This is a genomic window from Sphingobium phenoxybenzoativorans (assembly GCF_018286635.1).
Classification (GTDB): Bacteria; Pseudomonadota; Alphaproteobacteria; order Sphingomonadales; family Sphingomonadaceae; genus Sphingobium; species Sphingobium phenoxybenzoativorans.
On sequence record NZ_CP073910.1, the window covers coordinates 568,414 to 594,611 of the forward strand.

At 64.2% G+C, this 26,198-nt stretch carries 26 protein-coding genes and 1 tRNA gene; 12 read left to right on the forward strand and 15 right to left on the reverse strand.

Features of this window, described 5'->3' with window-relative positions; all coding sequences use genetic code 11:
- Positions 1 to 138: 138 nt before the first annotated feature.
- Together KFK14_RS02880 and KFK14_RS02885 are read left to right on the forward strand one after the other, a co-directional pair.
- Positions 139 to 1,329 (forward strand): GGDEF domain-containing protein, encoded by a 1,191-nt coding sequence (locus tag KFK14_RS02880; protein ID WP_212609808.1) that lies wholly within the window; start codon positions 139 to 141, stop codon positions 1,327 to 1,329.
- A 102-nt stretch (positions 1,330 to 1,431) separates the two neighbouring features.
- Positions 1,432 to 3,126: a M28 family metallopeptidase gene (locus KFK14_RS02885; RefSeq protein WP_212609809.1), complete on the forward strand. Its 1,695-nt coding sequence runs from the start codon at positions 1,432 to 1,434 to the stop codon at positions 3,124 to 3,126.
- Here KFK14_RS02885 and KFK14_RS02890 read toward each other — a convergent pair.
- Positions 3,099 to 4,001 carry a LysR family transcriptional regulator gene (locus tag KFK14_RS02890; protein ID WP_212609810.1) on the reverse strand — a complete coding sequence of 301 codons (903 nt, stop codon included), beginning with the start codon at positions 3,999 to 4,001 and terminating at the stop codon, positions 3,099 to 3,101. The genes KFK14_RS02885 and KFK14_RS02890 overlap by 28 nt on opposite strands.
- A gap of 86 nt (positions 4,002 to 4,087) precedes the next feature.
- On the opposite strand from KFK14_RS02890, the gene KFK14_RS02895 reads away from it, so the two are divergent.
- Together KFK14_RS02895 and KFK14_RS02900 are read left to right on the forward strand one after the other, a co-directional pair.
- Positions 4,088 to 5,233 carry an isovaleryl-CoA dehydrogenase gene (locus tag KFK14_RS02895; protein WP_212609811.1) on the forward strand — a complete coding sequence of 382 codons (1,146 nt, stop codon included), beginning with the start codon at positions 4,088 to 4,090 and terminating at the stop codon, positions 5,231 to 5,233.
- Positions 5,230 to 6,831, forward strand: a complete 1,602-nt coding sequence (locus KFK14_RS02900) for a carboxyl transferase domain-containing protein (RefSeq protein WP_212609812.1) — start codon at positions 5,230 to 5,232, stop codon at positions 6,829 to 6,831. Before KFK14_RS02895 ends, KFK14_RS02900 begins: the two co-directional genes overlap by 4 nt.
- A 14-nt stretch (positions 6,832 to 6,845) precedes the next feature.
- Here the strand turns inward: KFK14_RS02900 and KFK14_RS02905 are convergent, their stop codons facing one another.
- Entirely contained in the window at positions 6,846 to 7,268 is a 423-nt protein-coding gene (locus tag KFK14_RS02905) for an endonuclease domain-containing protein (protein ID WP_212609813.1), read from the reverse strand.
- Between the two features lie 77 nt (positions 7,269 to 7,345).
- Here KFK14_RS02905 and KFK14_RS02910 point away from each other — a divergent pair, with 77 nt between their 5' ends.
- The 3 genes from KFK14_RS02910 to KFK14_RS02920 are packed head-to-tail and all read left to right on the forward strand — an operon-like array spanning position 7,346 to position 10,695.
- Positions 7,346 to 9,211, forward strand: coding sequence for an acetyl/propionyl/methylcrotonyl-CoA carboxylase subunit alpha (locus KFK14_RS02910; RefSeq protein WP_212609814.1), 1,866 nt, complete (start codon positions 7,346 to 7,348; stop codon positions 9,209 to 9,211).
- Complete coding sequence (locus KFK14_RS02915; RefSeq protein ID WP_070156204.1) at positions 9,211 to 9,660, forward strand: MaoC family dehydratase; 450 nt, start codon at positions 9,211 to 9,213, stop codon at positions 9,658 to 9,660. The genes KFK14_RS02910 and KFK14_RS02915 overlap by 1 nt, the downstream gene beginning before the upstream one ends.
- A 51-nt stretch (positions 9,661 to 9,711) precedes the next feature.
- Positions 9,712 to 10,695 carry a YihY/virulence factor BrkB family protein gene (locus tag KFK14_RS02920; RefSeq protein WP_246524830.1) on the forward strand — a complete coding sequence of 328 codons (984 nt, stop codon included), beginning with the start codon at positions 9,712 to 9,714 and terminating at the stop codon, positions 10,693 to 10,695.
- A gap of 8 nt (positions 10,696 to 10,703) precedes the next feature.
- Here KFK14_RS02920 and KFK14_RS02925 read toward each other — a convergent pair whose 3' ends face one another.
- Positions 10,704 to 11,723, reverse strand: coding sequence for a methyl-accepting chemotaxis protein (locus tag KFK14_RS02925; RefSeq protein WP_212609815.1), 1,020 nt, complete (start codon positions 11,721 to 11,723; stop codon positions 10,704 to 10,706).
- Positions 11,724 to 11,880: 157 nt separating this feature from the next.
- Entirely contained in the window at positions 11,881 to 12,489 is a 609-nt protein-coding gene (gene cobO / locus KFK14_RS02930; RefSeq protein WP_212609816.1) for a cob(I)yrinic acid a,c-diamide adenosyltransferase, read from the reverse strand.
- A 222-nt stretch (positions 12,490 to 12,711) separates the two neighbouring features.
- On the opposite strand from cobO, the gene KFK14_RS02935 reads away from it, so the two are divergent.
- The gene (locus KFK14_RS02935) at positions 12,712 to 13,278 is read left to right on the forward strand and encodes a DUF1993 domain-containing protein (RefSeq protein ID WP_212611006.1); all 567 of its coding nucleotides are present in this window, start codon (positions 12,712 to 12,714) and stop codon (positions 13,276 to 13,278) included.
- Between the two features lie 62 nt (positions 13,279 to 13,340).
- Here the strand turns inward: KFK14_RS02935 and KFK14_RS02940 are convergent.
- From KFK14_RS02940 to KFK14_RS02980, 9 genes are all read right to left on the reverse strand, one after another.
- Positions 13,341 to 13,417: transfer RNA gene (locus KFK14_RS02940), tRNA-Arg, on the reverse strand.
- 111 nt (positions 13,418 to 13,528) lie between these two features.
- Positions 13,529 to 13,942: a hypothetical protein gene (locus KFK14_RS02945; protein ID WP_246524831.1), complete on the reverse strand. Its 414-nt coding sequence runs from the start codon at positions 13,940 to 13,942 to the stop codon at positions 13,529 to 13,531.
- A gap of 75 nt (positions 13,943 to 14,017) precedes the next feature.
- Entirely contained in the window at positions 14,018 to 14,659 is a 642-nt protein-coding gene (gene nth, locus KFK14_RS02950) for an endonuclease III (RefSeq protein ID WP_212609818.1), read from the reverse strand.
- 4 nt (positions 14,660 to 14,663) lie between these two features.
- Positions 14,664 to 15,443 (reverse strand): 4-hydroxy-tetrahydrodipicolinate reductase, encoded by a 780-nt coding sequence (dapB, locus tag KFK14_RS02955; RefSeq protein ID WP_212609819.1) that lies wholly within the window; start codon positions 15,441 to 15,443, stop codon positions 14,664 to 14,666.
- A 196-nt stretch (positions 15,444 to 15,639) separates the two neighbouring features.
- Complete coding sequence (locus tag KFK14_RS02960; protein WP_212611007.1) at positions 15,640 to 16,989, reverse strand: ammonium transporter; 1,350 nt, start codon at positions 16,987 to 16,989, stop codon at positions 15,640 to 15,642.
- A 13-nt stretch (positions 16,990 to 17,002) separates the two neighbouring features.
- The gene (locus tag KFK14_RS02965; RefSeq protein WP_070154342.1) at positions 17,003 to 17,341 is read right to left on the reverse strand and encodes a P-II family nitrogen regulator; all 339 of its coding nucleotides are present in this window, start codon (positions 17,339 to 17,341) and stop codon (positions 17,003 to 17,005) included.
- A 199-nt stretch (positions 17,342 to 17,540) separates the two neighbouring features.
- Complete coding sequence (locus KFK14_RS02970) at positions 17,541 to 18,113, reverse strand: DUF924 family protein (protein ID WP_212609820.1); 573 nt, start codon at positions 18,111 to 18,113, stop codon at positions 17,541 to 17,543.
- A gap of 178 nt (positions 18,114 to 18,291) precedes the next feature.
- Entirely contained in the window at positions 18,292 to 19,734 is a 1,443-nt protein-coding gene (gene tldD, locus KFK14_RS02975) for a metalloprotease TldD (protein WP_212609821.1), read from the reverse strand.
- 172 nt (positions 19,735 to 19,906) lie between these two features.
- Complete coding sequence (locus KFK14_RS02980) at positions 19,907 to 20,134, reverse strand: zinc-finger domain-containing protein (RefSeq protein WP_212609822.1); 228 nt, start codon at positions 20,132 to 20,134, stop codon at positions 19,907 to 19,909.
- Between the two features lie 238 nt (positions 20,135 to 20,372).
- On the opposite strand from KFK14_RS02980, the gene KFK14_RS02985 reads away from it, so the two are divergent.
- The 4 genes from KFK14_RS02985 to KFK14_RS03000 all read left to right on the forward strand — a co-directional run bounded on the left by KFK14_RS02985 (position 20,373) and on the right by KFK14_RS03000 (position 23,468).
- A complete protein-coding gene (locus KFK14_RS02985; protein WP_212609823.1) occupies positions 20,373 to 21,977 on the forward strand; it encodes a hypothetical protein in 1,605 nt (534 codons plus the stop codon).
- Entirely contained in the window at positions 21,974 to 22,690 is a 717-nt protein-coding gene (locus KFK14_RS02990) for a hypothetical protein (protein ID WP_212609824.1), read from the forward strand. Before KFK14_RS02985 ends, KFK14_RS02990 begins: the two co-directional genes overlap by 4 nt.
- Positions 22,680 to 22,826: a hypothetical protein gene (locus tag KFK14_RS02995; RefSeq protein WP_212609825.1), complete on the forward strand. Its 147-nt coding sequence runs from the start codon at positions 22,680 to 22,682 to the stop codon at positions 22,824 to 22,826. Before KFK14_RS02990 ends, KFK14_RS02995 begins: the two co-directional genes overlap by 11 nt.
- A 102-nt stretch (positions 22,827 to 22,928) precedes the next feature.
- The gene (locus tag KFK14_RS03000) at positions 22,929 to 23,468 is read left to right on the forward strand and encodes a hypothetical protein (protein ID WP_212609826.1); all 540 of its coding nucleotides are present in this window, start codon (positions 22,929 to 22,931) and stop codon (positions 23,466 to 23,468) included.
- Between the two features lie 216 nt (positions 23,469 to 23,684).
- Here KFK14_RS03000 and KFK14_RS03005 read toward each other — a convergent pair whose 3' ends face one another.
- Complete coding sequence (locus tag KFK14_RS03005; protein ID WP_212609827.1) at positions 23,685 to 23,996, reverse strand: YdeI/OmpD-associated family protein; 312 nt, start codon at positions 23,994 to 23,996, stop codon at positions 23,685 to 23,687.
- Positions 23,997 to 24,371: 375 nt separating this feature from the next.
- On the reverse strand, positions 24,372 to 26,138 hold the full coding sequence (recQ, locus tag KFK14_RS03010; RefSeq protein WP_212609828.1) for a DNA helicase RecQ: 1,767 nt from the start codon (positions 26,136 to 26,138) through the stop codon (positions 24,372 to 24,374).
- Positions 26,139 to 26,198: the final 60 nt, after the last annotated feature.

A 26,198-nucleotide genomic window follows, 5' to 3' on the forward strand; every position in this document is an offset into this window, starting at 1 on the left:
TACCGGACATCAATCGGGAAACGTGAAAAGCGTTGAAAATTAAGGGCGATGGCGATGAAATCTTAACGCCCCGCACCGTAATGCAGCGCTTTGCGGCGCATGGTGGAAACTCTCCGCCGGTGCAGGACCGGGGACATTTTGGACGAACATTTCGCCTTTCTCCTGCCGATCATCATGGCGGTTTTCGGTGGCGCATTCCTGTTCGCCTGGCGCTGGGGCGCACGGAACGCCCTGCCGTGGGGCGCCGGTTATCTATGCGGCGGGGTCGCATTCTGCATTCCCGTGATAGCGCCATATTTTCCATCACGCTTCTGGGCGCTTCTTGCCGACGCCCTCTTTGCCACCTCCTTCTACCTTTATGGTCAGGGCATCCTTCAGCATGCGGGCGCGAAGGATATGCGCCTTGTCCGCATGGCGATCTGGGCTGTCTCCGTGGGCCTTTGCGCGTTCGCGATTTTCGGATCGCACAGCCTGCGGCTGGAACTTGCCGCGTCCGATCTTGGCTGCTTCCTGCTTATCGCCCTGCCTTTGGGCGTCATGGCCCGGCGGATGCGCAGAAAGGTCGACCATGCGCTGTTCGCGGCCGTCAGCCTTGTCGCGCTCGACACGCTCTCTCGCGGAACGACCGTGATGCTGACCACGCCGTCGGATCAGCGGGCGGCGTTCCTGTCCACTGACTATGCCTTTCTCATGCAGGTGCTGGCGAGCATGCTCGCCCCAGTGATGGCGCTCACCGCATTGGCGGCAAGCGTCTCGCGCGTCGTCGCCGATTATCAGCGCGACGCCTTCACCGATCCGCTGACCGGGCTGCTCAACCGCCGCGGTTTCTGGGATGCGGTGGCCCTGCGCGAACGGCGGGGCAAGGTGCCGGGTTGCGTGGTCATCTGCGACATCGACCATTTCAAGCGTATCAATGACGCCCATGGCCATGCGGTGGGCGATGCGGTGATCACCGCCTTCGCCGCCACCATCCGCGCCGACCTTCCGCCCGGAGCGATCGCCGCACGGTTCGGTGGCGAGGAGTTTCTGATCCACCTGCCCCGGACGAGGCCGGACGAAGCCGTCGGATTTGCGCAGGCCGTGCGCCGGTCTTTCGCTGGCGCGGACTGGGACGGCACGGGCATTTCCTACCCGCTGACCGCAAGCTTTGGCCTGTCCGAATATCTGGAGGACGATTCGTCGCTGGAAGTCGCGATAGAGCGCGCCGACCTCGCCATGTACGAAGCGAAACTGGCGGGCCGGGACAAGGTGCGGATCATGAAGTCCAACGGAACCGGCGACATGGTTCCGGAAGCGCCGGCCCCCCAACTGCGCCTGATCGCCGGATAGCGCGGGTTCATCGCAACCATTGAAGGCGAAGGGGATTATGCCCTAATCCGCGTCCGGCCCGGCAGGACGCGCGGGGATGGCGCATGTGCAAAGGAACGGAAGATGCAGGCGAAACTGGCGACGATTATCGGCGTCCTGCTGCTGGGGGCTGGCTGCACCTCCCTGCCGTCCGAGGCAGGTGAGCCACAAACCGGCAAGGCTGCCGGGGCTGTAGACCCGGAACGGCTCTCCTCCATCACCCGGATGTTGGCGAGCGATGCGTTTCAGGGCCGGTCACCGGGATCGGCAGGCGAGACCCGGACCGTCGATTATCTCGTCGAACAGTTTAAGGGCCTGGGGCTTGAACCCGGCGGGGACAAGGGCGGCTGGACCCAGACCGTGCCGCTGCTCCGCACGCAGTTGGACCAGTCGCGCCCTGTCACCATGACGCTCAAGGGCGCTGATCAGGCGCTGGCGCAGGGCAGGGACATCTACATCAGCACGCTTCGCGATGCGGACCATGTGCAACTGTCCGCCGCGCCCATGGTGTTCGTGGGCTATGGCGTAACCGCGCCCGAACGGGACTGGGATGATTTCAAGGGTATCGACCTGAAGGGCAAGGTTGCGGTCTTTCTGGTCAACGATCCGGATTTCGATGCGCAAGCGGGCGAACCGGTCGCGGGGGCCTTTGGCGGCCGGGCCATGACCTATTATGGCCGCTGGACCTATAAATATGAGGAGGCGGCCCGCCGTGGCGCGGTTGCCGCGCTGATCGTCCACGATACGCCGGGTGCGGGCTATGGATGGAATACGGTGATCGCGCCGGGCGGCGAGAATTTCGGTCTGGTGCGGGATGCTGGCGCGCCGGAGGCGCTAGCTTTGCAGGGATGGCTTTCCGGGGAAGCCGCCACGCGGCTGTTCGCCGACTCCGGCCTTGATCTGGCTGCGCTGCGCATTGCCGCGCGCGGGCGGGGCTTCAAACCGGTCGCCCTTTCGTCCACGCTGTCGGCGGATATCGGCGTCACGCGCGAACGTATCGAAAGCCGCAATGTGATCGCCAGGCTTCCCGGAAGGACGCGCCCGGATGAGACCATATCCTTCGCCGCGCATTGGGACGCCTATGGCATAGACCCGAAACCAGGTCCGAAGAAGGGAACGATCCGGCGTGGCGCGGTCGATGACGCCATCGGCGTCGCGGGCGTGCTGGAACTGGCGCGCCTTTTCGCGGCCGGGCCGCGGCCCGACCGGACGCTTATATTCGCCGCATGGACGGCGGAGGAGCGGGGCTTGCTGGGGTCGGAATGGTTCGCCCGGTCCAATCTCTACCCGGCGGACAGGATGGTCGCGAACATGACGCTGGACGTGTTGCAGACGGCCGGTGCGGCCCGCGATGTTGTCCTGATCGGCGCGGGACAGAACCAGCTCGAACGCTATCTCGCCGATGCCGCCAAGACGCAGGGGCGGACGGTGACGCCGGACGCCCGGCCCGAACGCGGATTATTCTACCGCGCCGATCATTTCTCCCTCGCCCGGCGTGGCGTGCCGACCCTGCTGCTGATGGCGATCGGCGGCGGCGCCGATCTGGTCTCCGGCGGCCGGGCGGCGGGCGACAAATGGGTGAGCGACTACACGGCCAACTGCTATCATCAGGATTGCGATAGCTGGTCGCCCGACTGGGATCTGACCGGCGCGACGCAGGATGTCGCGCTATTCCATATGATCGGCGGGCAACTGGCGAACAGCGATCGCTGGCCGGAGTGGAACAGCGGTTCCGAATTTGCAAAACTGCGTCAGAAGGGCGCCGCCGCAGGGGATTGACCGGCGCGCGTCGCCAGCGCTTTGCCGAGCGCATCCAGAAGCGGCGTCGGCTGCGCGCGCAGCGGTTCGGCATCATGGCCGAACGCAAAACCCAGCGTCCGCTGAAATTCGAAACCGGCGAGTTTCGGCCGCACCACTGCTTCATGCGTATAGCTTTCGGGCATCACGGTTATCCCCAGTCCCGCCGCCACCATTTGCAGCACACGCTCGTCATTGGTGGAGCGCAGCGCGAAATGCGGGCGCACGCCTCTCTCGGTGAAATAGCGGCTGGTTTCGGACAGCGCCTCGCAATGGCGGCGCACGATCATCACCTCCGACGCCAGTTCCTCTGCCGCAATGTCGGTGCGCGCGGCTAACCGGTGCTCCCTGCCCATGGCGAGGGCAAAGCCCTCCGTCGCCAGAGGCTGTTCCAGAAACCTGTCGGAGCCGCGCTCCACCAGCGTCGCGGCAACCTCGATGCGGCCGCGCGCCAGATGGCCCACAAGTTCGCGTTCGCTGCCATAGACCAGTTCGACGATGGCGTCCGGGTCCTGCCCGCGCGCAGCCCGTATGGCGGCGGCGACCGTCGCGCCCGGAATGCTGTGCAATATGCCGATCCGCAGCACGGGGGCCGCGCTAGCGCCGGCCATCGCCTGATGCGCCAGATTGAACTCCCGCTCTATGCGCCGTGCATGGATCAGGAAACGGTTTCCGGCCTCTGTCAGTTGCACTCGCTGGCTGGACCGGGAAAAGAGCGAGGCGTCCAATGACCGCTCCAGCTTGGCTATGCCGACGGACAGTGTAGGTTGCGACACATTGCACTGCGCAGCGGCGCGGGAGAAATTGCCCTGGTCCACCACGGCCAGAAAATAGCGGAGAAGGTAACGGTCAAGCATAGACGCTATCTATACAATGCTTGGCGTCTTTCAATTTTTCTATTGCATCCGGTTGCGCTATTCCGATCCGTCATAGGAGAGAAGGCATGAGTGATTTCGATTTCGCGCTGGGCGAAAATGCGGACATGATCCGGGAAAGCACCGCACAGTTTGCCGCGAACAAGATCGCGCCGCTCGCTGCCGAGATCGACGCCAGGGACTGGTTTCCCCGTGAATTATGGCCCGCCATGGGCGAACTCGGCCTGCACGGCATCACGGTCGAGGAGGAATTTGGCGGGCTTGGCCTTGGCTATCTGGAACATGTCGTCGCGCAGGAGGAAGTGGCGCGGGCGTCCGCCTCGATCGGCCTGTCCTATGGCGCGCACTCCAATCTCTGCGTCAATCAGCTCCGCCGCTGGGGCAATGACGCGCAGAAGGCCAAATATCTGCCGAAGCTGATTTCCGGCGAACATGTCGGCAGCCTTGCCATGTCGGAGGCTGGGGCTGGGTCCGACGTCGTATCGATGAAGCTGAAGGCGGAGAAGAAGGGCGACCGCTACGTCCTCAACGGCACGAAATTCTGGATCACCAACGCCGCCTATGCTGATACGCTGGTCGTCTACGCCAAGACCGGTGAGGGATCGAAGGGCATCACCACCTTCATCATCGAAAAGGATATGCCGGGCTTCTCCATCGGGCAGAAGATCGACAAGATGGGCATGCGGGGTTCCCCAACCGCGGAGCTGGTGTTTGACGATTGCGAAGTCCCGGAGGAGAATGTCATGGGGCCGCTCAATGGCGGCGTGGGCGTGCTGATGTCCGGCCTCGATTATGAGCGGACGGTGCTGGCGGGCATTCAGCTTGGCATCATGCAGGCTTGTCTGGACACCGTCATTCCCTTCGTCCGGGAGCGCAAGCAGTTCGGCAAGCCCATCGGCGCGTTTCAGCTTATGCAGGCGAAGGTCGCCGACATGTATGTCGCGCTCAACTCCGCCCGCGCCTATGTCTATGCCGTTGCCCGCGCCTGTGACGCTGGCAAGACCACGCGTTTCGACGCGGCCGGGGCGATCCTGCTGGCGAGCGAGAATGCGATGAAGGTCGCGCTGGAGGCGGTGCAGGCGCTGGGCGGCGCTGGCTATACAAAGGACTGGCCGGTGGAACGCTATATGCGCGACGCCAAGCTGCTCGACATTGGCGCAGGCACGAATGAGATACGGCGCATGCTGATCGGCCGGGAGTTGATAGGGGCATGAGCGCACCGGTTCTCGACACCAAGGCGCAGGTGGACAGCGAAGCGTTCCGCCGCGCCGATGCGCATAACCGCGCGCTGCGGGATGCACTCCACGCCCGCGTTGCGCAGGCGGCGCTCGGCGGCCCGGAAAAGGCGCGGGAGAAGCACACAGCGCGCGGCAAGCTGCTCCCCCGTGAGCGCGTCGAACGCCTGCTCGACCCCGGATCGCCTTTCCTTGAGATCGGGCAACTTGCGGCCAATGGTCTCTATGGCGAGGATATTCCCGGCGCTGGCCTCATCTCCGGTATCGGCCGGGTGTCGGGCCGTCAGGTGATGATCGGCTGCAACGACGCCACGGTGAAGGGCGGCACCTATTATCCGATGACGGTGAAGAAGCATCTCCGCGCGCAGGAGATTGCTTTGGAGAACCGCCTGCCCTGCATCTACCTCGTCGACAGCGGCGGCGCGAACCTTCCCAATCAGGCGGAGGTGTTTCCGGATCGCGAGCATTTCGGCCGCATCTTCTTCAATCAGGCGCAGATGTCGTCAAAGGGCATTCCGCAGATCGCCTGCGTGATGGGAAGCTGCACAGCCGGTGGCGCATACGTCCCCGCCATGTCGGACGAAACGGTGATCGTCCGCAATCAGGGCACGATCTTCCTTGCCGGTCCCCCGCTGGTTCAGGCCGCAACAGGAGAAGTCATCACCGCCGAGGATCTGGGCGGCGGCGACCTCCACGGGCGCAGGTCCGGCGTGGTCGATCATGTCGCGGAAAATGACGAACATGCGCTGACCCTCGTGCGCGACATCGTATCGACGCTGCAGCCGGACCTGACGCCCGACGTCAATCTGCGCGATCCGCGTCCGCCGAAATATGATCCGCAGGAACTATACGGTCTTATCCCCGATGACGTCCGCGCGCCCTATGATGTGCGCGAAGTGATCGCGCGCATCGTCGACGGCAGCGAATTTCACGAGTTCAAGGCGCTATACGGCACGACCCTTGTCTGCGGCTTTGCGCATATCTGGGGCATGCCGGTGGCGATCCTGGCGAATAACGGCGTGCTGTTCAGCGAGTCTGCGCTCAAGGGCGCGCATTTCATCGAACTCGCCTGCCAGCGCCGTATTCCGCTGTTGTTCCTTCAGAATATCTCCGGCTTCATGGTCGGCGGCAAATATGAGGCGGAGGGCATCGCCAAGAATGGCGCAAAGCTCGTCACTGCTGTCGCCACCGCCAGCGTGCCGAAGATCACCGTGCTGATCGGTGGCAGCTTTGGCGCGGGCAATTATGGCATGTGTGGTCGCGCCTACGGCCCGCGCTTCCTGTTCACCTGGCCCAATGCGCGGATCAGCGTGATGGGCGGCGAGCAGGCGGCGAGCGTATTGGCGACGGTCCATCGCGATGCGGCAAGCTGGACGCCGGAGCAGGCGGAGGCCTTCAAGGCGCCCGTCCGCGCAAAATATGAGGAAGAAGGCAATCCCTACTACGCCACTGCGCGCTTGTGGGACGATGGCATTATCGACCCGGCGCAGACGCGCGACGTGCTGGGCATCGCCTTCGCCGCGACACTGAATGCGCCCATCCCCGAACGCGCAGCGTTCGGCGTGTTCCGGATGTGATGTCAGGGCTGGTGTTAGAAATCCTCCCCGAGCTTGTCTCGGGGAGGGGGACCACCCAAAGGGTGGTGGAGGGGCAGACGCGCAACCGCAGCGTCCATGACCGCCATCAACACACCGTCCAGATTTCCAAGAACATCGCGCGCTGGAATCCGCAGCGTTGCGATTCCGGTGGCGGCAAACCAGGCGTCGCGCACCCCATCGCGTTCCGCCGCCGTCGCGTGCGTCTCTCCATCGACCTCGATGGCCAGCCGCGCATCGCTACAGAAGAAATCCAGAATGTAGACGCCGCTCGGATGCTGACGTCGGAATTTGAGTCCCCTCGGTCGTTTGCGCAATTCACGCCACAGGAGAACTTCCGGCAGCGTCATTTGGCGACGCAAGGTTCGCGCTCTTCCGGTCGTTCCGTTCTCAGCCCTCGGCGCGATGTTCCTGAGCATGTGCTTTTCCCCTCCACCATGCTTTGCATGGTCCCCCTCCCCGAGACAAGCTCGGGGAGGAATTCGGAGCTTTCCTCATGATCCAGTCCCTCCTCATCGCCAACCGGGGCGAGATCGCTTGCCGGATCATTCGCACGGCCCGCCGGCTGGGCATCCGCACGGTCGCTGTTTATTCCGACGCGGACGCCAGGGCGCTGCACGTCCGGCAGGCGGATCAGGCCGTGCATATCGGTCCTTCCCCCGTCCTCGAAAGCTATCTGGTCGGTGAGAAGATTATCGCCGCCGCGAAGGAAACCGGAGCGCAGGCGATCCACCCCGGCTATGGCTTCCTGTCCGAAAATGCCGAATTTGCGCAGGCGGTGATTGACGCGGGTCTCATCTGGGTCGGCCCCAATCCCGCCTCCATCACCGCGATGGGCCTGAAGGACGCGGCCAAGAAACTGATGCAGGATGCGGGCGTGCCAACCACGCCGGGCTATCTCGGTGAGGATCAGAGGCCCGATCACCTCAAGCAGCAGGCCGACGCCATCGGCTATCCCGTCCTCATCAAGGCGGTCGCGGGCGGCGGCGGCAAGGGCATGCGTAAGGTCGATGCGGAAGGCGATTTCCTCGACGCGCTCGCCTCCTGCCAGCGCGAGGCGGCGTCCAGCTTCGGCAATGATCAGGTGCTGCTGGAAAAATGGGTCACCAACCCGCGCCATATCGAGGTGCAGGTGTTTGGCGACACCCATGGCAATGTCGTCCACCTGTTCGAACGCGACTGTTCGCTCCAGCGCCGCCACCAGAAGGTGATCGAGGAAGCGCCCGCGCCCGGCATGGATGCGGAAACGCGCGAGGCGATCTGCCAGGCGGCGGTGCGCGCCGCCAAGGCCGTCGATTATGTCGGGGCGGGCACCATCGAATTCATCGCCGACGGATCGGAGGGGCTGCGCGCCGACCGCATCTGGTTCATGGAAATGAACACCCGCCTGCAGGTCGAACACCCCGTGACGGAGGAGATCACCGGGCAGGATCTGGTCGAATGGCAGTTGCGCGTGGCGAGCGGGGAACCGCTCCCGAAACGGCAGGATGATCTGTCCATCAACGGCTGGGCGATGGAAACGCGCCTCTATGCTGAGGACGCTTTAAAGGGTTTCCTGCCCTCGATCGGCTTGCTCGACACATTCGATCTGGGTGACGCCTATCGCATCGATACCGGTGTGGAGGAGGGGGCGGAAATATCGCCTTTCTACGACCCGATGATCGCCAAGGTCATCGCCTGGGGCGCGGACCGGGATGCGGCGCGCCGGTCCCTGGCGGCGACCCTTGCCGACACGGCGGTCTGGCCGGTCAAGACCAATGCCGGTTTTCTGGTCAAGGCGCTGGAGCATCCGGCCTTTGCCGGCGCAATCCTCGACACGGGTCTTATCGGGCGAGAGGGCGATGCGCTGATGCCGCCGGAGCGACCCTCGGCGGAGGCTCTCGCCGACGCGGCGCAGGCGCTGATGCCGGGGCGCGGCACTGGAGGCTTCCGGTTGAATGCGCCGCCCAAAAGGGAAGCGCTGTTCCTGCTGGACGGTCAACCGCTGACGGTGGACTGGCGGGACAGCGGCGATGCGGTAGATGGCGATGCGGTGGGCGGCGACGGAGAGGATGCCGTCCTGATCGCGGAAGATGGGCAGGTGTGGCGGCTGTCGCAATGGCGCGTGGAGGGCAGCGTCGGGGGCGGCGCGTCGGATGGCGCCATCCTTTCGCCCATGCCCGGCCGCATCATTGCCGTCGCCGTGACGGCGGGCGAGAGCGTGACGAAAGGCCAGAAGCTCCTGACTCTGGAGGCCATGAAGATGGAGCACAGTCTTGTCGCTCCGTTTGACGGCATCGTCGCCGAACTGAAGGCGGCCGAGGGCGGGCAGGTCAGCGAAGGCGCGCTGCTTGCGAAGATCGAGAAGGGGGATCAGGCCTGATGGCTGGCAAATATTTCGACCAGTGGTCCATCGGTGAAACGCTGGTCCACGAGATTCGCCGGACGGTGACGGAGACGGACAATCTGCTTTTTTCCACCATGACCCATAATCCGCAGCCGCTGCACATCGATGCGGAGGCCGCCAGGGCATCGGAATTTGGCCAGATCCTCGTCAACGGCACCTTCACCTTCGCGCTGATGGTCGGGCTGTCGGTGGGCGACACTACGCTCGGCACGCTGGTCGCCAATCTGGGTTATGACAAGCTGGTCATGCCCAAGCCGGTATTCATCGGCGATACGCTCCGGGCGGAGACGGAAATCACCGATCTCAAGGAAAGCAGATCGCGGCCCGGCGCGGGCATTGTCACCTTCACCCACAGATTGCTGAACCAGCGGGATGAGCTGGTCTGCCAGTGCCTGCGCACGGCGCTGATCAAAAAGTCCGCCTGAAAGGACCGGAGCCTGTCGCCCCGGCATGCGTTCTCCTTTCAGGAGGCATGCATGCAGCACGATATGGAGGGACATCGGCATGGGGCGGAGGCGAATTCCCCGGCCCAGCTTTCGCTGCGCGCCTGGTGGCTAATCCTCAAGCGGGTCTGGACGAATATCGGCCGGCATAATGTCGGGCTGATGTCGGCGGGCGTCGCCTTCTACGCCTTCCTGTCTTTCGTGCCCCTGCTTGGCGCGCTGTTGATGAGCTATGGGTTGATCGCGGACCCGGCGATCGTCGCCAATCATATGCGGATGATCATAGAACTGGTCCCGGCCGACGCCGCTCGGCTGATCTATGAACAGCTTACCAATCTTACGACCGCGGCGGCGGGCAAGAAGGGGCTTGGCCTGCTGGTGGCGCTTGCCGTTTCCATCTATGGCGCGACCCGCGCATCGGACGCGCTGATTACGGCGCTCAATGTGATCTACGAGGAACAGGATCGCAGGGGACTGATAAAGGGCACCCTGACCTCCGCTGTGTTGATTGTCGGGGCGATCATGATCGGGATCATCGGCGTCCTCTCCGCGACCATGCTCGGTTATGCGCAGGATTTGATCGGGGGCATAGGGCCGGTCGCCACGGGGATCGTCCGCGCGGCGACATGGATTGCGGCGGGGGCGCTCTGCTGCATGACGATGGCGGCCATGTACCGCTTCGCCCCGGATCGCGCGGATGCGCGCTGGTCATGGCTCAGCGTCGGATCGGTGCTGGCCACCCTGCTGTGGCTCACAGCGACATTGGGCTTTGGCTTCTACGCCGCGCGTTTCGGGGATTATGACGTGACCTATGGGTCGCTGGGCGCGGTGGTCGTGCTGCTCATGTGGCTGTACGTATCCGCTTACGCCACGTTGCTTGGCGCGCTGGTCAATGCGGAGGCGGAGCGGCAGACGGCGCGCGACACGACGACAGGGCGGGAACGGCCGATGGGTCAGCGTGGCGCGGTGGTTGCGGATATGAGCGCCGCGCTCACAGCGGACGAAGCGGCGTCCTGACGGCGGTATCAGCGGCTTTCGATGCAGCCATACCAGCCAAGGCCGTGATAGGTTTCATATCCCGGCGTCAGGGCGTAGGATATCAGCTTGTCGCGCTGGCGATAGAAACCGCGCTGCGGCTGGATGATGTCCAGCGGATAGCGTTCGGTCAGCAATCCCTTGCTGTCCGACGAAGCGATGACCTGGAAATTGGAATTCAGCAGCATGACCCGGCAGGCGCGCCGTTCTTCTTCGGTCAGGGCGACGTCGCGGACGACGGACTGCGCCTGCGGCTCCCAGTCGAAAAAGATGCCGAGCGCGCCGATCGGCTCCCCCAGCACTTCGCCGCCCGCGCGGATCGCCGTGGAATAGGTTGCGACGGCGGCGTCCTCCAGCAAAGGTTCGCGCGCAATGTCGCACACGGCGAAGGCGTCTCCCGACGTGGTCTGCAACGCCTTGTTGAACCACAGGCTCTGGGACACATCCTTGCCGATGATGCCGGGATAGCGGTTGCCGCGGCCCTGCGCGATCACCCGGCCGTTAATGTCCGCCACCCAAAGGTCGAGATAGACGGTATAGGATCGCAAGATCGTCGCCAGCCGCTCATTGGCGCGTTCGCGCGCGGCGTCATTGTCCGTCAGGCCGGACGCCACGTCCACCACTGCGCTGTCGGTCGCCCACCAGCGCACGTCGCAGGACCGCTCATACAGGTTGCGGTCGATGATCTCGACGACATTTCTTGACAGGTCGGCGTAGCGCGCCCCGCGAAAGTCCAGCACCATCTTCTCCCCGGCGGTTTCGATCTGTGTGATGTTGGATGCGATGACGCTGCGAAGTTCGGTGGCGAGATGCGCGACTTCGCTGGCGAAATCCGACATTTCCTGCGCCACCACGGCAAAGGCCGCGCCCTGTTGTCCCGCGCGCGCCGCCTCGATCCGGGCATTGAGCGCCAGCGTCTTGGTGCGCCGCGTCAGTGCGTCGATGACATCGATCTTTTCTTCGGTGGCGCGATGCACTTCGAACGCCAGTTTCAATATGTCGTCTTGCACGTGTGGGACCCGATCGGATGTGCATGACCGAGTTCATACACCCCGGAATCGCTAGAAACTTAAGGTTAATATGATGCTAACCTTAAGCCGCTTTGCGCCCCTGCGACTCAATTTGTTTCGATTTCGCATCGATCGGCGAAACCGGCGGGGTTGAGGGTCAAAATTCTATGCCCGCCTGCGCCTTCACCCCCTGGTCGCGGAAGGGGTGTTTGACCAGCGTCATCTCCGTCACCAGATCCGCCATGTCGATCAGCGCCTGCGGGGCGTTGCGCCCGGTCACAATGACATGGGTCATGGCCGGTTTGGCCGCCAGCGCTTCGACCACCTCGTCCAGCGGAAGATAATCGTAGCGCAGGACGATATTGAGTTCATCGGCGATCACCATCGCATAGCGTGTGTCGGCGATCATCCGCTTCACTTCCTCCCAGGCGAGGCGGGCAACGGCGATATCGCGGGCGCGGTCCTGCGTGTCCCAGGTGAAGCCTTCACCCATCGGCTTGAACTCGATCAGGTCGGGGAAACGGTCAAACACGGCCTTTTCACCGGTCTGCATCGCGCCCTTTACAAACTGCACCACGCCGACCTTCTTGCCATGGCCTATCGCCCGGACCGCCATGCCCAGCGCGGCGCTGGTCTTGCCCTTGCCGGGGCCGGTATGAACGATCAGCAACCCTTTCTCGACGGTCTTGGAGGCGACGATGCGGTTATGCGCGGCCTGCCTTTTCTTCATCTTTTCGGTATGCTGCGCCTCCGTACGTTCCGTCACGATCATGCTCCTGAAAATGTCGCGAACGGGACGCCCGCATCCTTTGGCCGGAATTTCCATAGGCCGCCTTCACGCGGTCGGACAAGCCGCATGGCCGTCCGGCGCAAACGCAGACGGGGCTTCGCGCCGATTGCGTATCTCTGGCGCAGGCTCCCCGCAAAACCTATAGAGCCGCGTAAGCAGGCGGGATCGGCTTGTTTTCTGGTTAGAAAAGGGGCCGTCATCGTGCTTACGGACATTCTTATCCCAACCTATCTGCAGATGCTGAAAGCGCTGTCGGGCTGGCTTGGCAAGGCGGAGGCGCAGATGCCGGGCGGCGGCGCGGATGCGCTGCTTTCCGCGCGTCTCGCGCCCGACATGTTTCCCTTGTCCACGCAGATCCGCTTTGCGTGCGTGCAGGCGCAGGAGGGCATGTTCCGACTGAAAGGGCAGCCGTTTCCGCGCTCGATAGACATTCTGTTGAACGAAGGGCGAAATGCCGTCGCGCAACCGGGATCGCTCGCCGATGCGCAGGCGAGGATCGGCGAGACCATCGCATTGGTGGAATCACTGGCCTCCGGCGCATTCGACCCGGACCCGGAAAGGCCGATTGCGCACGCGCTTCCGGCGGGCATGATTTTCGATCTGTCGGCCGGACAATATGTGCGCGACTGGGCGGTGCCCCAATTTTATTTTCACATCATGACCGCATACGCGATCCTGCGGAACCAGGGGGTTGATCTGGGCAAGGCCGACTATGTCACCCACATGTTCGCCTATTTGCGCCCCGGCACAATGCCCGCGCAATGAACGGCCCGATTCTGGCGGGACGGGGCCAGCCAGAGCTTGAGGCGTTTTCCAACGGTTGAAAATGGCGCACCCGAGAGGATTCGAACCTCTGGCCTCTGCCTTCGGAGGGCAGCGCTCTATCCAGCTGAGCTACGGGTGCCGGGAGAGACAGCGCGCTTAGCAAAGGCGGGGGGCAGGCGCCAGAGGATTTCTTGCGCGGATTTCTTGCGCGGATTTCCCGCCCGGCCTTATCGCTCTGGCGCCGGTGCGCTTATTTGGCGGGCTTCGACATCTTCTGGAATTTTCCAAGGCCGCAACTGGCCCCCTGCATATAATTGCCGCCGGCGGTCTGCAGCACGGTGATGATATCGACCGAGCAGAGCTGCGACGTGCTCAGGCGGTAGGAAAAGCGCTGCTCGAACCCCAGGCTGGGGCAACTGTTGGGGAGCGTGTTGCGGTAGACATCGCCATTGTTCATCACGAAATCGATGGTGCTGTCGTCGCGGACATTGGTGTTGCGCAGGCGGTTGGGCATGATGCAGTCCACCGGTTCGCCTACCGCGACCCGGCCGTCATCCTTGGCGGGCTTTCGTGCGGATGCGCTGTCCGCGATCAACCCGGCGGCGGCCATGGCAGTCAGTGCGATCAGGGCGGCGCATGCGCGCTTCGTATATGTTGTTCTCATAACATCCTCCGTCATCCCATTGACGGAGTCACAGGCCCCGCGCCGTACCCGTCGTCCTGCTTTCCGGCGCCATGATCAGGCGGGGGCGGGCGTTTTGGGCTTGTACCGGCACAGGTCCGCAACGATGCAGCGCCAGCATTCCGGCTTGCGCGCCTTACAGACATAGCGGCCATGCAGGATCAGCCAGTGATGCGCATCGCGGCGGAAGGGCGCGGGCGTGTCTTTGTCCAGCTTCAGTTCGACCGCCAGCGGCGTCTTACCCGGCGCAAGTCCCGTCCGGTTGCCGACGCGGAAGATGTGCGTGTCGACGGCGAAGGTCTCCGCGCCGAACGCCGTGTTCATCACCACATTGGCGGTCTTGCGGCCGACGCCGGGCAGGATGGTGAGTATGTCGCGATCCTGCGGCACCTCGCCGCCGTAATCGCGCACCAATATCTCCGACAGCGCGATGACATTCTTCGCCTTGGCGTTGAACAGGCCGATCGTCTTGATATGGCCTTTCAGCCGTTCCTCGCCCAGTTCCACCATGTGCGCGGGCGTCGTCACGTCGCGAAAGAGCGCGCGCGTCGCCTTGTTCACGCCGACATCGGTGGCCTGCGCGGACAGCACGACCGCGACCAGCAGTTGATAGTCGTTGCCATATTCCAGTTCCGTCCGGGGCGCGGGATTATGCTCCGCCAGACGGCTGTAAAATTCGAAGATGTCGGCTTTTTTCACCGCGTCACAGGCCCAGAACGGCCTTCATGTCATACCGGCCGGGGGCTTGATCCTTCAGCCATGCCGCCGCCTTGATCGCCCCGCGCGCGAAGATCATGCGGTTTTCCGCGCGATGCGCGATCTCGATGCGCTCGCCCTCCGTCGCCAAGATCACCTGATGGTCGCCCGCCACCGACCCGCCGCGCAGGGAGGCAAAGCCAATCGTCCCAACGCCGCGCGCGCCGGTGATGCCGTCCCGCCCGCGCTCGCTGTGATCGGCCAGCGCAATACCACGCCCCAGCGCCGCCGCCTCGCCCAGCAGCAGGGCCGTGCCCGAGGGCGCGTCGACCTTGTGTCGGTGATGCATCTCGACGATCTCAATATCCCAGTCATCGCCCAGCCGCCGCCCAGCCTCCTCGACCAGCGCCGCCAGCAGGTTGACGCCAAGGGATGTGTTCCCGGTCTGCAATATCGCTATCTGTCCAGCGGCCCGATCGATCAGCGCATGATGTTCCGGTTCAAGCCCTGTCGTCCCGATCACGATCGGCTTGCGCGCGGCTATGCAGGCGTCGAGATGACCGGCGAGTGCCGCCGGGCTAGAAAAATCGATCAGCACGTCGCTCGCCTGCGCCAGCGCCAGCGGGTCTGGAAACAGTGGCAAACCGGTGTCCGGCAAAGCGCCGTCCATGTTCCGCTCGGTGCCCCCGGCCAGCGTCATGCCCGCTTCGCCGGCGACCGTCGCAATCGCCCGGCCCATGCGGCCCGCCGCCCCGAATATGCCGATGCCCAAACCGATGCCAGTCATGTCCTTACGCGCTCCCTGCTCCATCCGCCGATGCCAGACGGCCGCGCACTTGTCATCCCGTTGATGGATGGATCAGACGGGCGGACCCTGCGCCACAAAAAATCGGGCCGATGCTTTCGCACCGGCCCCAGGTGTGTTCGCAGGAGGAACATCGTGTGGCGGGCGGGCCGTTCTTTCCGGCCCGCCCTGCCGAAACTTAGTAGTTGTAGGCGCGCTCGCCGTGCTCGCCGAGGTCGAGGCCTTCCTGCTCGACTTCGGGGCTGACGCGCAGACCGGTGATCGCCTTGGCGATGAAGATCGCGATGGCCGTACCGATGCTGGCCCAGACGATCGTGGCGAGAACCGCCAGAACCTGGGTCACGAGCTGACCGCCGATGGCATAGTCGTCGCCGCCGGGTCCGCCGAGCGACGGAGCGTAGACGATGCCGGTGCCGATGGCGCCGATCATGCCGCCGATGCCGTGGATGCCGAAGGCGTCGAGCGAGTCGTCATAACCGAGCATCGGCTTCAGCTTCGCAACGGCGAAGAAGCAGATGATCGAGGCGACCGCGCCGAGCACGATGGCGCCGAACGGACCGGAGTTGCCAGCGGCCGGGGTGACGGCGACGAGGCCGGCGATGATGCCCGAGCAGAAGCCGAGGGCGGAACCCTTGTGGCCGCTGAACTTCTCAGCCAGCATCCAGAACAGGCCTGCCGAAGCGGTGGCGACGAAGGTGTTGAGCATCGCAAGAGCGGCCGAACCATTGGCTTCCAGGGCCGAACCGGCGTTGAAGCCGAACCAGCCGACCCACAGCAGGCCGGTGCCGACGCCGGTCAGGACCAGCGAGTGCGGCGGCATCGGCTCCTTGGGGTAGCCGATACGCTTGCCCAGGATGATGCAGGCCACCAGCGCGGAGACGCCGGCGTTGATGTGCACCACGGTACCGCCCGCGAAGTCCAGCGCGCCCATTTCAAAGAACAGGCCGCCGGCCGCCCACACCATGTGCGCGATCGGGAAGTAAACGATTGTGAGCCAGACGATGGCGAACACCATGACCGCCGAGAATTTGATGCGCTCGACAACCGAACCCAGCACCAGCGCAACGGTGATCGCGGCGAAGGTCATCTGGAAGCAGATGAACACATATTCCGGGATGACCACGCCATCGGTGAAGGTGGCGGCGGTCGTGTCCGGAGTAATTCCGGCGAGGAACATCTTGCCGAAGCTGGAGATGAAGGGCTTCAGGCCGTCTGAGGCGTCCGGCCCGAAAGCCATGGTGTAGCCGTAGATCACCCAGATGATCATCGAGAGAGCGGCGACGGCGCCGATCTGCGTCATCACGGACAGCATGTTCTTCGTGCGGACCAGGCCGCCGTAAAACAGGGCGAGGCCCGGCAGGATCATCGCCAGAACCAGAACGGTGGATACCATCATCCATGCGGTGTCGCCCTTGTCGGGCACGGGAGCAGCGGCGGCCGCCGCCTCCTGCGCCCAGGCGGGCATAGCGGCGAAGAGCGAAAGGCCGACGGCCCCGCACACGCCGGAGAGTTTCTTGGAAAGCGTCATCATTCCCCCCTTCTTACAGTGCGGTTTCGCCGGTCTCGCCGGTGCGGATGCGCACGGCCTGACCGACATCGAGGACGAAAATCTTGCCATCGCCGATGGCGCCGCTGTTGGCGGCCTGCTGAGCAGCCTCCACCACGCGGGGGGCGAGATCGTCATCGCAGACCACCTCGATCTTGATCTTCGGAACCATGTTGGTGCTGTATTCGGCACCGCGATAGATTTCGGTCTGCCCCTTTTGGCGTCCGAAGCCCTTCACTTCGCTGACCGTCATGCCAGCGATGCCGAGCGAGGACAGGGCCTCGCGGACATCGTCCAGCTTGAACGGCTTGATGATAGCCATGACTAGTTTCATGTCGCCCCCTGTTAATGGTGTGCGGGGCTATTACAGCAAAGAGCGTGCCAGAATCCTAATCAAGCGTTAACGCGGGGTTTTGCGGGCATGACCACCCGCGCAGCGCCGAAAAAATGGGCACGTTATGGATTCTGCCTAAAAAATAGGCGCGACATTTAATTTCAAAAGCGATTCCGCGCGTGAATCATTCTGTCGCGCTTCACCAATGGTTCCCGGCTTCGATGGCCTCGGCTTCTTCCGGGCGATCCGCGCGGCCCAGCGCAGCGTTGCGATGGGGAAAGCGGCCATATCGCGCAATCATGTCGTGATGCTTCTTTGCAAACTCCAGCGCATTGTCATCACCATAGGCCTGGAAGAAAACGAGCGAGACGTCCTGATCCGCCATCGCCTCGCTGTGCTGGAACGGCATGTAGAAGAACATGCGCCCCGCTCCGCCGATCTGCACGTCATACCCCTTGGCCACGGCCCCGCGCGCAATGTCGCGGGCGAGGGAGTCGGTGGCGAAGGCGTCCGCCGTTCCCCGGAAAAGGTTGCGGGGGATCTGGTCGAACAGGATGATCGCCGCCAGGGCTTCGTCCGCCCGGTCAAGAAACGCTTCCGCCGGCGCATGGCGCTTGTCCCGCCACAGCGGTTCGTAGCGCAGGCAGGCCGCGTCCGTCCGCTCGGACTGCCCCCACCATCCTCCCTCGCCAATCTCCTTGAACCAGAAATCCAATATGTCCCGCGCCCAGGGGGCGGTGACGGCTTCATGCGGATCTCGGGTGTCGGTCATGATGGCAATATCCGTGGAGGAGGGCGGGGGTTCCCAGACTGCGCACAGCGCTTGCTTATTTCCGTTCGCCCTGAGCGAAGTCGAAGGGCTCTGCCGAACGCAGTGAGGCGCTTCGCTTCGCTCAGCGGAAGGCTTCGACTTCGCTCAGCCCGAACGGAGAGAATTTCGAACTAATAACTCAGGCGGCCGTACCGCCCACCGTCAGGCCATCCATCAACAATGTCGGCTGGCCAACGCCTGCGGGCACGCTTTGTCCGCCCTTGCCGCACATGCCGACGCCCTCGTCCAGCGCCATATCGTTGCCGATGCCGATGACGCGGGTCAGCGCCGTGGGGCCGTCGCCGATCAGGGTCGCGCCCTTGATGGGATCGCCCAGCTTGCCATTCTCGACCTTATAGGCCTCGGTGCAGGAAAAGACGAACTTGCCCGACACGATATCGACCTGCCCGCCGCCGAAGCTCTTGGCGAAAATGCCCTTCTTGACGCGCGAAAGAAGCTCGGCCGGATCGTCATTGCCGCCGCGCATGAAGGTGTTGGTCATCCGCGGCATCGGCGCATGGGCATAGCTTTCCCGGCGACCGTTGCCCGTCGCCTCAACGCCCATCAGCCGCGCGTTCAGCCGGTCCTGCATATAGCATTTCAGGATGCCGTCCTCGATCAGCACATTTTCGCGCGTGGGCGTGCCCTCGTCATCGATGCTGAGCGACCCGCGCCGGTTCATGATGCTGCCATCGTCCACCACCGTCACCCCCGGTGCGGCGACCCGCTGCCCGATGCGGCCGGAGAAGGCGGACGTCCCCTTGCGGTTGAAGTCGCCCTCCAGCCCATGCCCGATGGCTTCATGCAGCAGCACGCCGGGCCAGCCGGGGCCGAGCAGCACGGTCATCTCGCCCGCGGGCGCGGCGACGGACCGCATGTTTACGTCCGCCTGCGCCAGCGCCTCGTCGATGGCGCGGTTCCAGATGTCCGGCGCCATCACCTGATCGTAGAGATAGCGCCCGCCAATGCCGAAGCTGCCGGACTCGCGCCGCCCGCCATCCTCCAGGATGATAGAGACGTTGAGGCGCACCAGCGGACGGATGTCATGCGCCACAAAGCCGTCCGCGCGGACGATTTCGACGACTGACCAGCTACCGTTCAGGCCCACCGACACCTGCGCGACGCGCGGGTCGCGGGCGCGGGCGGCGGCGTCGATCTGCGCGCACAGCGCCACCTTCTCTGCGAAGGGCACGATCTCCAGCGGATTGGCGTCGGTGTAGAGGTGCCGGTTGGTCCGCTGCGGCGGCGGCGCGGGCGGGGCCTTGGCGGGATCGAGCAGAGAGAGCGTCTCCGCCGCCCGCCGGATCGCGGCCTCGCTGATGTCGTTCGCGTGGGAGAAACCGGTCATCTCTCCGCTGACGCCGCGCAGGCCGAATCCGGCGTCGGTCGAATAGTCCGCCGTTTTCAGCCGTCCATCGTCGAAGCCGAACGCCTCCGACGCGCGATATTGCAGATAGAGTTCGCCATCGTCGCAATTGGCGAGCGCCTGCGCGGTCAGCCGCTTGGCGGCGTCAGGGGTGAGCAGCCCATCGCGATAGAGCAGGCCGCGGGCGTCGGTGAAGTGGGAGCTGATGTCGGTCATGGAGCCGATATAGGTGCTAGGCTGGCGATAAACCAACCCTGGCTTAAATTTCCTTCAGCCGTTCGCCCTGAGCGAAGTCGAAGGGTCCGCCGAGCGTAGCGAGGTGTCTTAGCCTACGCTCATACGAGGGCTTGCCTCCGTTCCACTCAAACGGCTGACTGAACGGAAGGAATTAAAGACTCGCGCCTGAAGCGATATCCGGCCCACCGTCATGACCCGCTGCGTCCGCAGGCCCGCCGACCAGCACGAAGCGCCGGTCGCAATAGCCGCAATCGACATAGCCATGCTCGTCGATTTCCAGGAACACGCGCGGATGGCCTAGCGCGGCGGGAATGTCGCCCGATCCGTCGCAGGAAACGCGGGACTTGGGCGTGCGGATGATTTCTGGCGGCTGAATCATTGCGCCGATCTAGCAGCGCCCCCACCGCACCGCAATATGGCCGTTTGCCCGTTGATCCGGCGCGAAACGATATCGTGGTTAACAAACTTCATTCATTTCGCTCTCGATCGTCCCAATCAAAACAATGCGCGCCCGCCGGACGCTCCAATTCGGATAAGCTTGGGTTTGAGCGCCCGGGCCATTCCATGAGGACATGCCCCCACGCGCCCCTCCGTTGCGGGCGTCGTCTGGGGGTCCGATGCTTAAGCCTGTTCCTTACCGGCTGCGCCTGTGGAGCGCCGCCCTTGCCCTGTTCGCGCTGTCCGGCTGCACCTGCACGACATGCGATCTCGACAGTCCCTACAAACCCGTGCCGGAGGCGGAGAAGCCCGCCGGACTGCCGAAGGAGGACGTCTATGCCGTTCCCCGCAAGGAGGACGGAACGACGCCGGGTGCGGAGAAGCTGAACGTCGCGGCGCTGCCCGCCATTCCGGTCGCGGCGGTGCTGGGCGAACTCAACAATATGGTGACTCAGCTTTCCAACATGGTTGGTCAGGTGGGCGGCGAAACCCGGACGGCGATCCTGAATCTGCAGACCAGCGCATCGCAGGTTCTAAATGAGGCCAACTACGCGCTTGGGGACAAGCTGCAATATACGTTCGACAGGCTCGACAAGCAGGAGCGCCGCATCTTTGAGGATACGCAGGCGCTGACCGCGCAGATCAAAAGTTCGGCCGATCTCGTCAACGCCGGCCTGCTCGATTCTGCCGAGCGGAGCCTGTACGAAGCCGATATTCTCGCCTGGAACACCAGCTACTCCCTCCCTTGCCGGGACAAGCCCGCCCGGCTCGTCTATCCGACCACGCGCAAGATGCGCATCTGGGCGGATGCGGGTGCGCCATCGACGGAAGGCGACAATGGTCAGGGCGGCCGCAGCCGCGACCTGTTCCTGCCGGTGCGCGGCAATTTCCTCGCGATCGGCATGCCCATCGTCACGGTGCGGGTTGGCGGGGACGGTGTTTCCCGCCCGGCAACGGTCCGCGGCCTCAACCACAATGAATTTACGGTCATCCCTTCCGAGGAAACGGTGAAGGAACTGCAGGCGATCAGCCGCCCGACGCGGCTGTTCATCACCGCCGATCTTGCCCGTTGCACCGTGAAGAAGGGGGAGGCGCTGACCGCGCAGAGCGAGGTGCAGGTGGAGGTGCTGCCGCCCCTGACCTATGCGATCGCAACCAGCATCACACCGATCGCATCAGTGCCGAGCACGGGTGAGAAAGTCTTTTCCTTCTACGAGAAGGGCAGCGACAGTTGTAACGACCGCTATCGCGCCGACCGCATCTATTCCCTGGGTCCGCCTGCGGAGGCGATCGACTGGCGCGTTTCGGTCAATAATCAGAACGGCAATTCCTACATCATCCGCACGGTCGGCTCCGGCCCCTACAGCGTGCTGGTGGAGGCCATGATCGGCGGCAAGGGGCGGGATTGCTTCCTTGGCATCTGCAATTGCCGGGGAAGGGGTTGGCTGGGGTATGATCTCTATACAGGCTACCGCACCCGGATCGACACGCCGCTGCCCACGGTGACGCACGCCCCGTCGGTGCCGCAGACATCCTATAGCTTCGATTACAAGGCCGCGAACATCCCGGCCGAAGCGACGATCAAGTCCTGCACCTATAACAGCCGGGTGATCGTGTCGGAGGGCGGGCAAAGCTACATATTGGAAGCCAATGAAATCAACCGCACCGTCACGGGCGGTCCCAGCGGCGAATTCCAGCTCAAGACAGATACCGACGATTCGACCTGCAAGGTCACGGCCGATGTGACCATACCGTCCACCGCCAAGCTGGGAGCCGCGCTATGACCGCTTTTCGCCTAGCCATTCTGTTGACCGTGCTGCCGCTGCCCGTCCCGCATAGGGAGGCGCAGGCGAATGAGAACAGCAAGGTTGCGTTCCGGCTGGAGCCGGAGGAAGCGAATTTCGACCAGGCGCGCTGGCGGATCAATGACGGGTTGCCGATCCCGCCGCCGCTGCCCGATGACGTGCTGCCGCCCGGATCGCCCGATCTGACCAAGATCGACAATCCGGTCGTAGAAAAGGCATGGCATAAAAGCGCCGAGGCTCTGAATGCCGTGCCGGACGGGCTGCATGTCGTGGAATTTCTCGACGTGCAGGCGACCGCGCCCGCATCGCCCTGCAAGCCGCCCGTCGCGCAGCGCATCTATGTCCGGCCGAACCTGTCGATCCTGGGGGTGGGTACCTATAGATGCGATGGCGCGGCGACCGCGAACGCCTCCGCGGTCAAGGCGCTTTCCGCGCCGGGGCTGACGGTGAACATCACCCCGGCCGCCGCGGTCAGCGGCGGCGGCAAGTGGCGCGTCAAAGGGGAGGGCAACTGGCGCGACAGCGGCGCGACCGCCGCTTCCCTGAGCGATGGCAGCCATGAAATCGAGTTCGGCCCAGTAACCAGCGGCCCATGCACCATAACGCCGGAGGCGGAGGTCATCGACTATTATCATGGGCAGCAGATTGTCTGGACGGCCGCCTATGCGGGGCAGGGCTGCAATGCGCCCTGACCTGCGCGGTATCGCCATTTTCACCCTGGGCTGTGTGGTTGCGCTGTCCGGCTGCAAATCCTGCCCGGCGGAAGGACCGGGCGTCGGATCGCTCGCCCGTGCGCCCGCGATGGCGCGCACGGCCCCGGCTATCTGAACGGCCCCGGCTATCTGAACGGCGCTGTCTGTCGTTGCCTTACTGAAACCAAAATGGCGCGATCACGTTCTCCCTTCCTATGGATAGGGAAGGAAGATCGCGATGAAGCTGTTGACCGGAATGATGAGCGCCGCGGCCATGATCGCCATGTCGGGGGCCGCATTCGCGCAAAGCCTGACCCTGCCCGAAGGCACGCCGGTCCATCTGCAGACGCGGGACGACCTGTCGTCGAAGGACGCGCGCAAGGGCGACAAGGTGGAACTGACGGTTGCGGAACCGGTCATCGTGAACGGCGTGACGGTGATCCCGGCCGGCGCGCCAGCCACCGGAGAGATTTCCCGCGCGCGGGACAATGGCCTGCTCGGCCGGTCGGGCAAGCTGGAGATAGAGGTGACTCAGGTGTCGGCCGACGGCCGCATCGTTCCCCTGCGCGGTCAGCAGAACGCCAAGGGCAAGGCTGGAACGATCGGCGCGGTCGGCGCAGGCGTCGTGTTCCTGCCGCTCGCTATCGTGGTGAAGGGCAAGGAGGCGAAAATTCCCGCCGGAACGAAGGTCGACGTCTATGTCGACCAGCCTGTCCAGCTTACCGACACCAGCCTTCAGGGCGACCTCGCTCCGCCCCCAGCGCCGCCGGTGGGATAGGGTTTGATGGGGCCGATCAGGCGAGGTCGAGGGCGGGGAAGGGGAATGGCGGGCCTATCCCCTATCCCGTCATCCCGGACTTGATCCGGGATCCATGAGCGCAAGCGTTTGCTCAGTCACATCGTCGTAGAGCCAATAGATTCCGCATCCGGTGCGGGATGACGAAGCGGGTGTGAAGGGACGGTCGGCTATTCCTCAATCCGCTCAGGGCAGCTTTTAGGCTCCCTCCTTCGCCTTCTTGTCGATCAGCACCGCCTGTTGCCACCGGCTCGGCGCCTTGTCTGTCCGGTGAATGCAGCCCGCCCAGCAGCATGGCCGCTTCTTGCCCTCCAGCATTTCCTCGCGGCTCCGCGCGATGCGGCGCTGCCGCGTCGCAGGCTGTTTCGCATCCTCGACCCAGCAGATAAATTCGTTCCGGCCGAGCGGCGTCAGATTTTCCCATAGCGTCAGGACCGCCGGGTCCGAACGCAGGGCCGCCTGAAAATCCTCAGGCGTTTCATGGACAGTCCCGTGAAGAAAATCGGTCATGGGACGCTCTTGATAGTGCTTGCCCGCCAAAGCTCCACCAATTTCTGTCCTACATCGCGGCGTCCATGCTCTACTTCCGCACATGGAACAGCATTCTGCCCCCGCCGCGCATCATGCCGTCGCGACGATCCCGCCAATGTTTTAGAGGAGTCCCGACTGCGACGCATGTGAGACTCAGGTGCGACCTGGGTGCGACGCAGATGAGACGCACATGCGACGCAGGTGAGACCAACATGCGACTTTTGTGCGACCTATATGCGACTTCCCGGCCAAAACCGCGCACAACCCGCAACTTCCGCAACTTCGGTCGCCTGTCACTTATATTTCAGCAGCCGTTGCCGGACGGCCCTTCGCCCGGCGGACAAGGCCGGAACGCTAATAATTGCGGATCACGTCCAGAAACGCCTGCCCGAATGCGTCCCGCTTCTTCATGCCGACGCCCGTAATTTCTCCCAGCTCGCCCAGCGTCGCCGGCCTGCGCTCCGCAAACTCGCGCAGGGTGCTGTCGTGGAAGATGACATAGGGCGGCACGCCCGCCTCCTGCGCCAGTTCCCGGCGGCAGGCGCGCAGCGCTTCGAACAGGGGATCGCCAACCGGATTGGCCTCGCTGCCTTTGTCGCTGCGCCGCCGCCGTTCGCGCCGGGGCGGCAGGACGAGCGAGACCTGCTCCTCCCCGCGCAGGATCGGCCGGGCGCTGGGGCCAAGCTCCAGCCCGCCATGCTCGTTCGGCACCAGCGCATCGCGGACGAGCAACGCACGGGAAACGGGACGGAGCAGCGCCGTCTCCTCCCCCTCGACAATGCCGAACACCGATATCCGGTCATGCCCGCGCTGGCGCACCTTGTCGGTGGTCGCGCCGGTCAGCACCGCCTCGATATGGCCGGTGCCGAAACTCTGTCCGGTGCGGTAGACGGCGGACAGATATTTGCGCGCGGTCTCCGTGGCGTCGATGCTGGCGGGCGGGTTCAGGCAATTGTCGCAATTGCCGCAACTTGGCGGCGGGTTCTCGCCGAAATGGCGCAGCAATATCGCGCGGCGGCACGCCCCGGTTTCGACCAGCGCGCCCAGCGCCGTGATCCGCGCCCGCTCGCCCGGCTGGCGCGCCGCCTCCACCTCGAACATGCGCTGGCGGGCGCGGGCGAAATCGTCGGCGCCCCAGAACAGGAAGGCTTCGGCCGGGTCGCCGTCCCGCCCGGCTCGGCCGCTTTCCTGATAATAGCCCTCGATGGATTTGGGCAGGCCCGCATGCGCCACGAACCGCACGTCCGGCTTGTCGATCCCCATGCCGAACGCCACGGTCGCGACCATGATCATGTCCTCGGACGCGATGAAGGCGGCCTGATTGGCGGCGCGCGTCTCCGGCGGCAGCCCGGCATGATAGGCGCGCGCTTCCCGGCGGCCGGTGGCGAGGGACGCCGCCATCTTCTCGGTCGCTGCGCGCGTCTGGGCGTAGATGATGCCGGGGCCGGGCTGCGCCGCGACCAGATCGGCGATCTGGCGGGACAGGCTGTCGCGCGGCTGGACGGTGTAGCGGATATTGGGCCGGTCGAACCCGGCGACGATCATCCCCTCATGCGGAATGCCGAGCTGTACGAGTATATCCTCGCGCGTGTGCGCGTCCGCCGTCGCCGTCAGCGCCAGCCGAGGCACATCGGCAAACTCGTCCAGCAGGGGCCGGAGCAGGCGATAGTCGGGCCGGAAATCATGGCCCCATTCGGACACGCAATGCGCCTCGTCGATCGCGAACAGCGACAAAGGCGCGCTGCGCAGGAAGGCGCGGAACCCCTCGCCGCTCGCCCGTTCCGGCGCCACATAGAGCAGGTCGAGGTCGCCCGCGCGGAATCTGTCCTGCGTCTCGCGCCAGTCGGCATCCACCGATGTCAGGCTGGCGGCGCGGATGCCCACGGCGTTCGCCGCGCGCAACTGGTCGTGCATCAGGGCGATCAACGGCGAGACGACGACGCAGCATCCGGGAAGCGCGATGGCGGGCAATTGATAGCAGAGCGACTTGCCCGCGCCGGTCGGCATGATCGCCAGCGTGCGCAGCCCCGCCATCACGCGGGAGACGACCTGTTCCTGAACGCCGCGAAATCCGGGGAACCCGAAGCTGTCCTTGAGTATTGTTCCAATGTCCGGACTCATGGCCGGGGCTTTAGACCGCGATGGCGGCAAGATGAAAGGGCTTCGACAACGAAATAGGGT

Coding starts and splice junctions, on each gene's coding strand:
- KFK14_RS03000 (WP_212609826.1), top strand. CDS start 22,929: ATGAAGCTGTTGACCGGAATGATGAGCGCCGCGGCCATGATCGCCATG.
- tldD (WP_212609821.1), bottom strand. CDS start 19,734: ATGACCGACATCAGCTCCCACTTCACCGACGCCCGCGGCCTGCTCTAT.
- KFK14_RS02985 (WP_212609823.1), top strand. CDS start 20,373: ATGCTTAAGCCTGTTCCTTACCGGCTGCGCCTGTGGAGCGCCGCCCTT.
- KFK14_RS02960 (WP_212611007.1), bottom strand. CDS start 16,989: ATGACGCTTTCCAAGAAACTCTCCGGCGTGTGCGGGGCCGTCGGCCTT.
- KFK14_RS02890 (WP_212609810.1), bottom strand. CDS start 4,001: ATGCTTGACCGTTACCTTCTCCGCTATTTTCTGGCCGTGGTGGACCAG.
- KFK14_RS02885 (WP_212609809.1), top strand. CDS start 1,432: ATGCAGGCGAAACTGGCGACGATTATCGGCGTCCTGCTGCTGGGGGCT.
- KFK14_RS02995 (WP_212609825.1), top strand. CDS start 22,680: ATGCGCCCTGACCTGCGCGGTATCGCCATTTTCACCCTGGGCTGTGTG.
- KFK14_RS02965 (WP_070154342.1), bottom strand. CDS start 17,341: ATGAAACTAGTCATGGCTATCATCAAGCCGTTCAAGCTGGACGATGTC.
- dapB (WP_212609819.1), bottom strand. CDS start 15,443: ATGACTGGCATCGGTTTGGGCATCGGCATATTCGGGGCGGCGGGCCGC.
- KFK14_RS02905 (WP_212609813.1), bottom strand. CDS start 7,268: ATGCTCAGGAACATCGCGCCGAGGGCTGAGAACGGAACGACCGGAAGA.
- KFK14_RS02945 (WP_246524831.1), bottom strand. CDS start 13,942: ATGAGAACAACATATACGAAGCGCGCATGCGCCGCCCTGATCGCACTG.
- KFK14_RS02920 (WP_246524830.1), top strand. CDS start 9,712: ATGCAGCACGATATGGAGGGACATCGGCATGGGGCGGAGGCGAATTCC.
- KFK14_RS02910 (WP_212609814.1), top strand. CDS start 7,346: ATGATCCAGTCCCTCCTCATCGCCAACCGGGGCGAGATCGCTTGCCGG.
- KFK14_RS02990 (WP_212609824.1), top strand. CDS start 21,974: ATGACCGCTTTTCGCCTAGCCATTCTGTTGACCGTGCTGCCGCTGCCC.
- KFK14_RS02915 (WP_070156204.1), top strand. CDS start 9,211: ATGGCTGGCAAATATTTCGACCAGTGGTCCATCGGTGAAACGCTGGTC.
- KFK14_RS02895 (WP_212609811.1), top strand. CDS start 4,088: ATGAGTGATTTCGATTTCGCGCTGGGCGAAAATGCGGACATGATCCGG.
- KFK14_RS02900 (WP_212609812.1), top strand. CDS start 5,230: ATGAGCGCACCGGTTCTCGACACCAAGGCGCAGGTGGACAGCGAAGCG.
- KFK14_RS02970 (WP_212609820.1), bottom strand. CDS start 18,113: ATGACCGACACCCGAGATCCGCATGAAGCCGTCACCGCCCCCTGGGCG.
- KFK14_RS02980 (WP_212609822.1), bottom strand. CDS start 20,134: ATGATTCAGCCGCCAGAAATCATCCGCACGCCCAAGTCCCGCGTTTCC.
- recQ (WP_212609828.1), bottom strand. CDS start 26,138: ATGAGTCCGGACATTGGAACAATACTCAAGGACAGCTTCGGGTTCCCC.
- KFK14_RS03005 (WP_212609827.1), bottom strand. CDS start 23,996: ATGACCGATTTTCTTCACGGGACTGTCCATGAAACGCCTGAGGATTTT.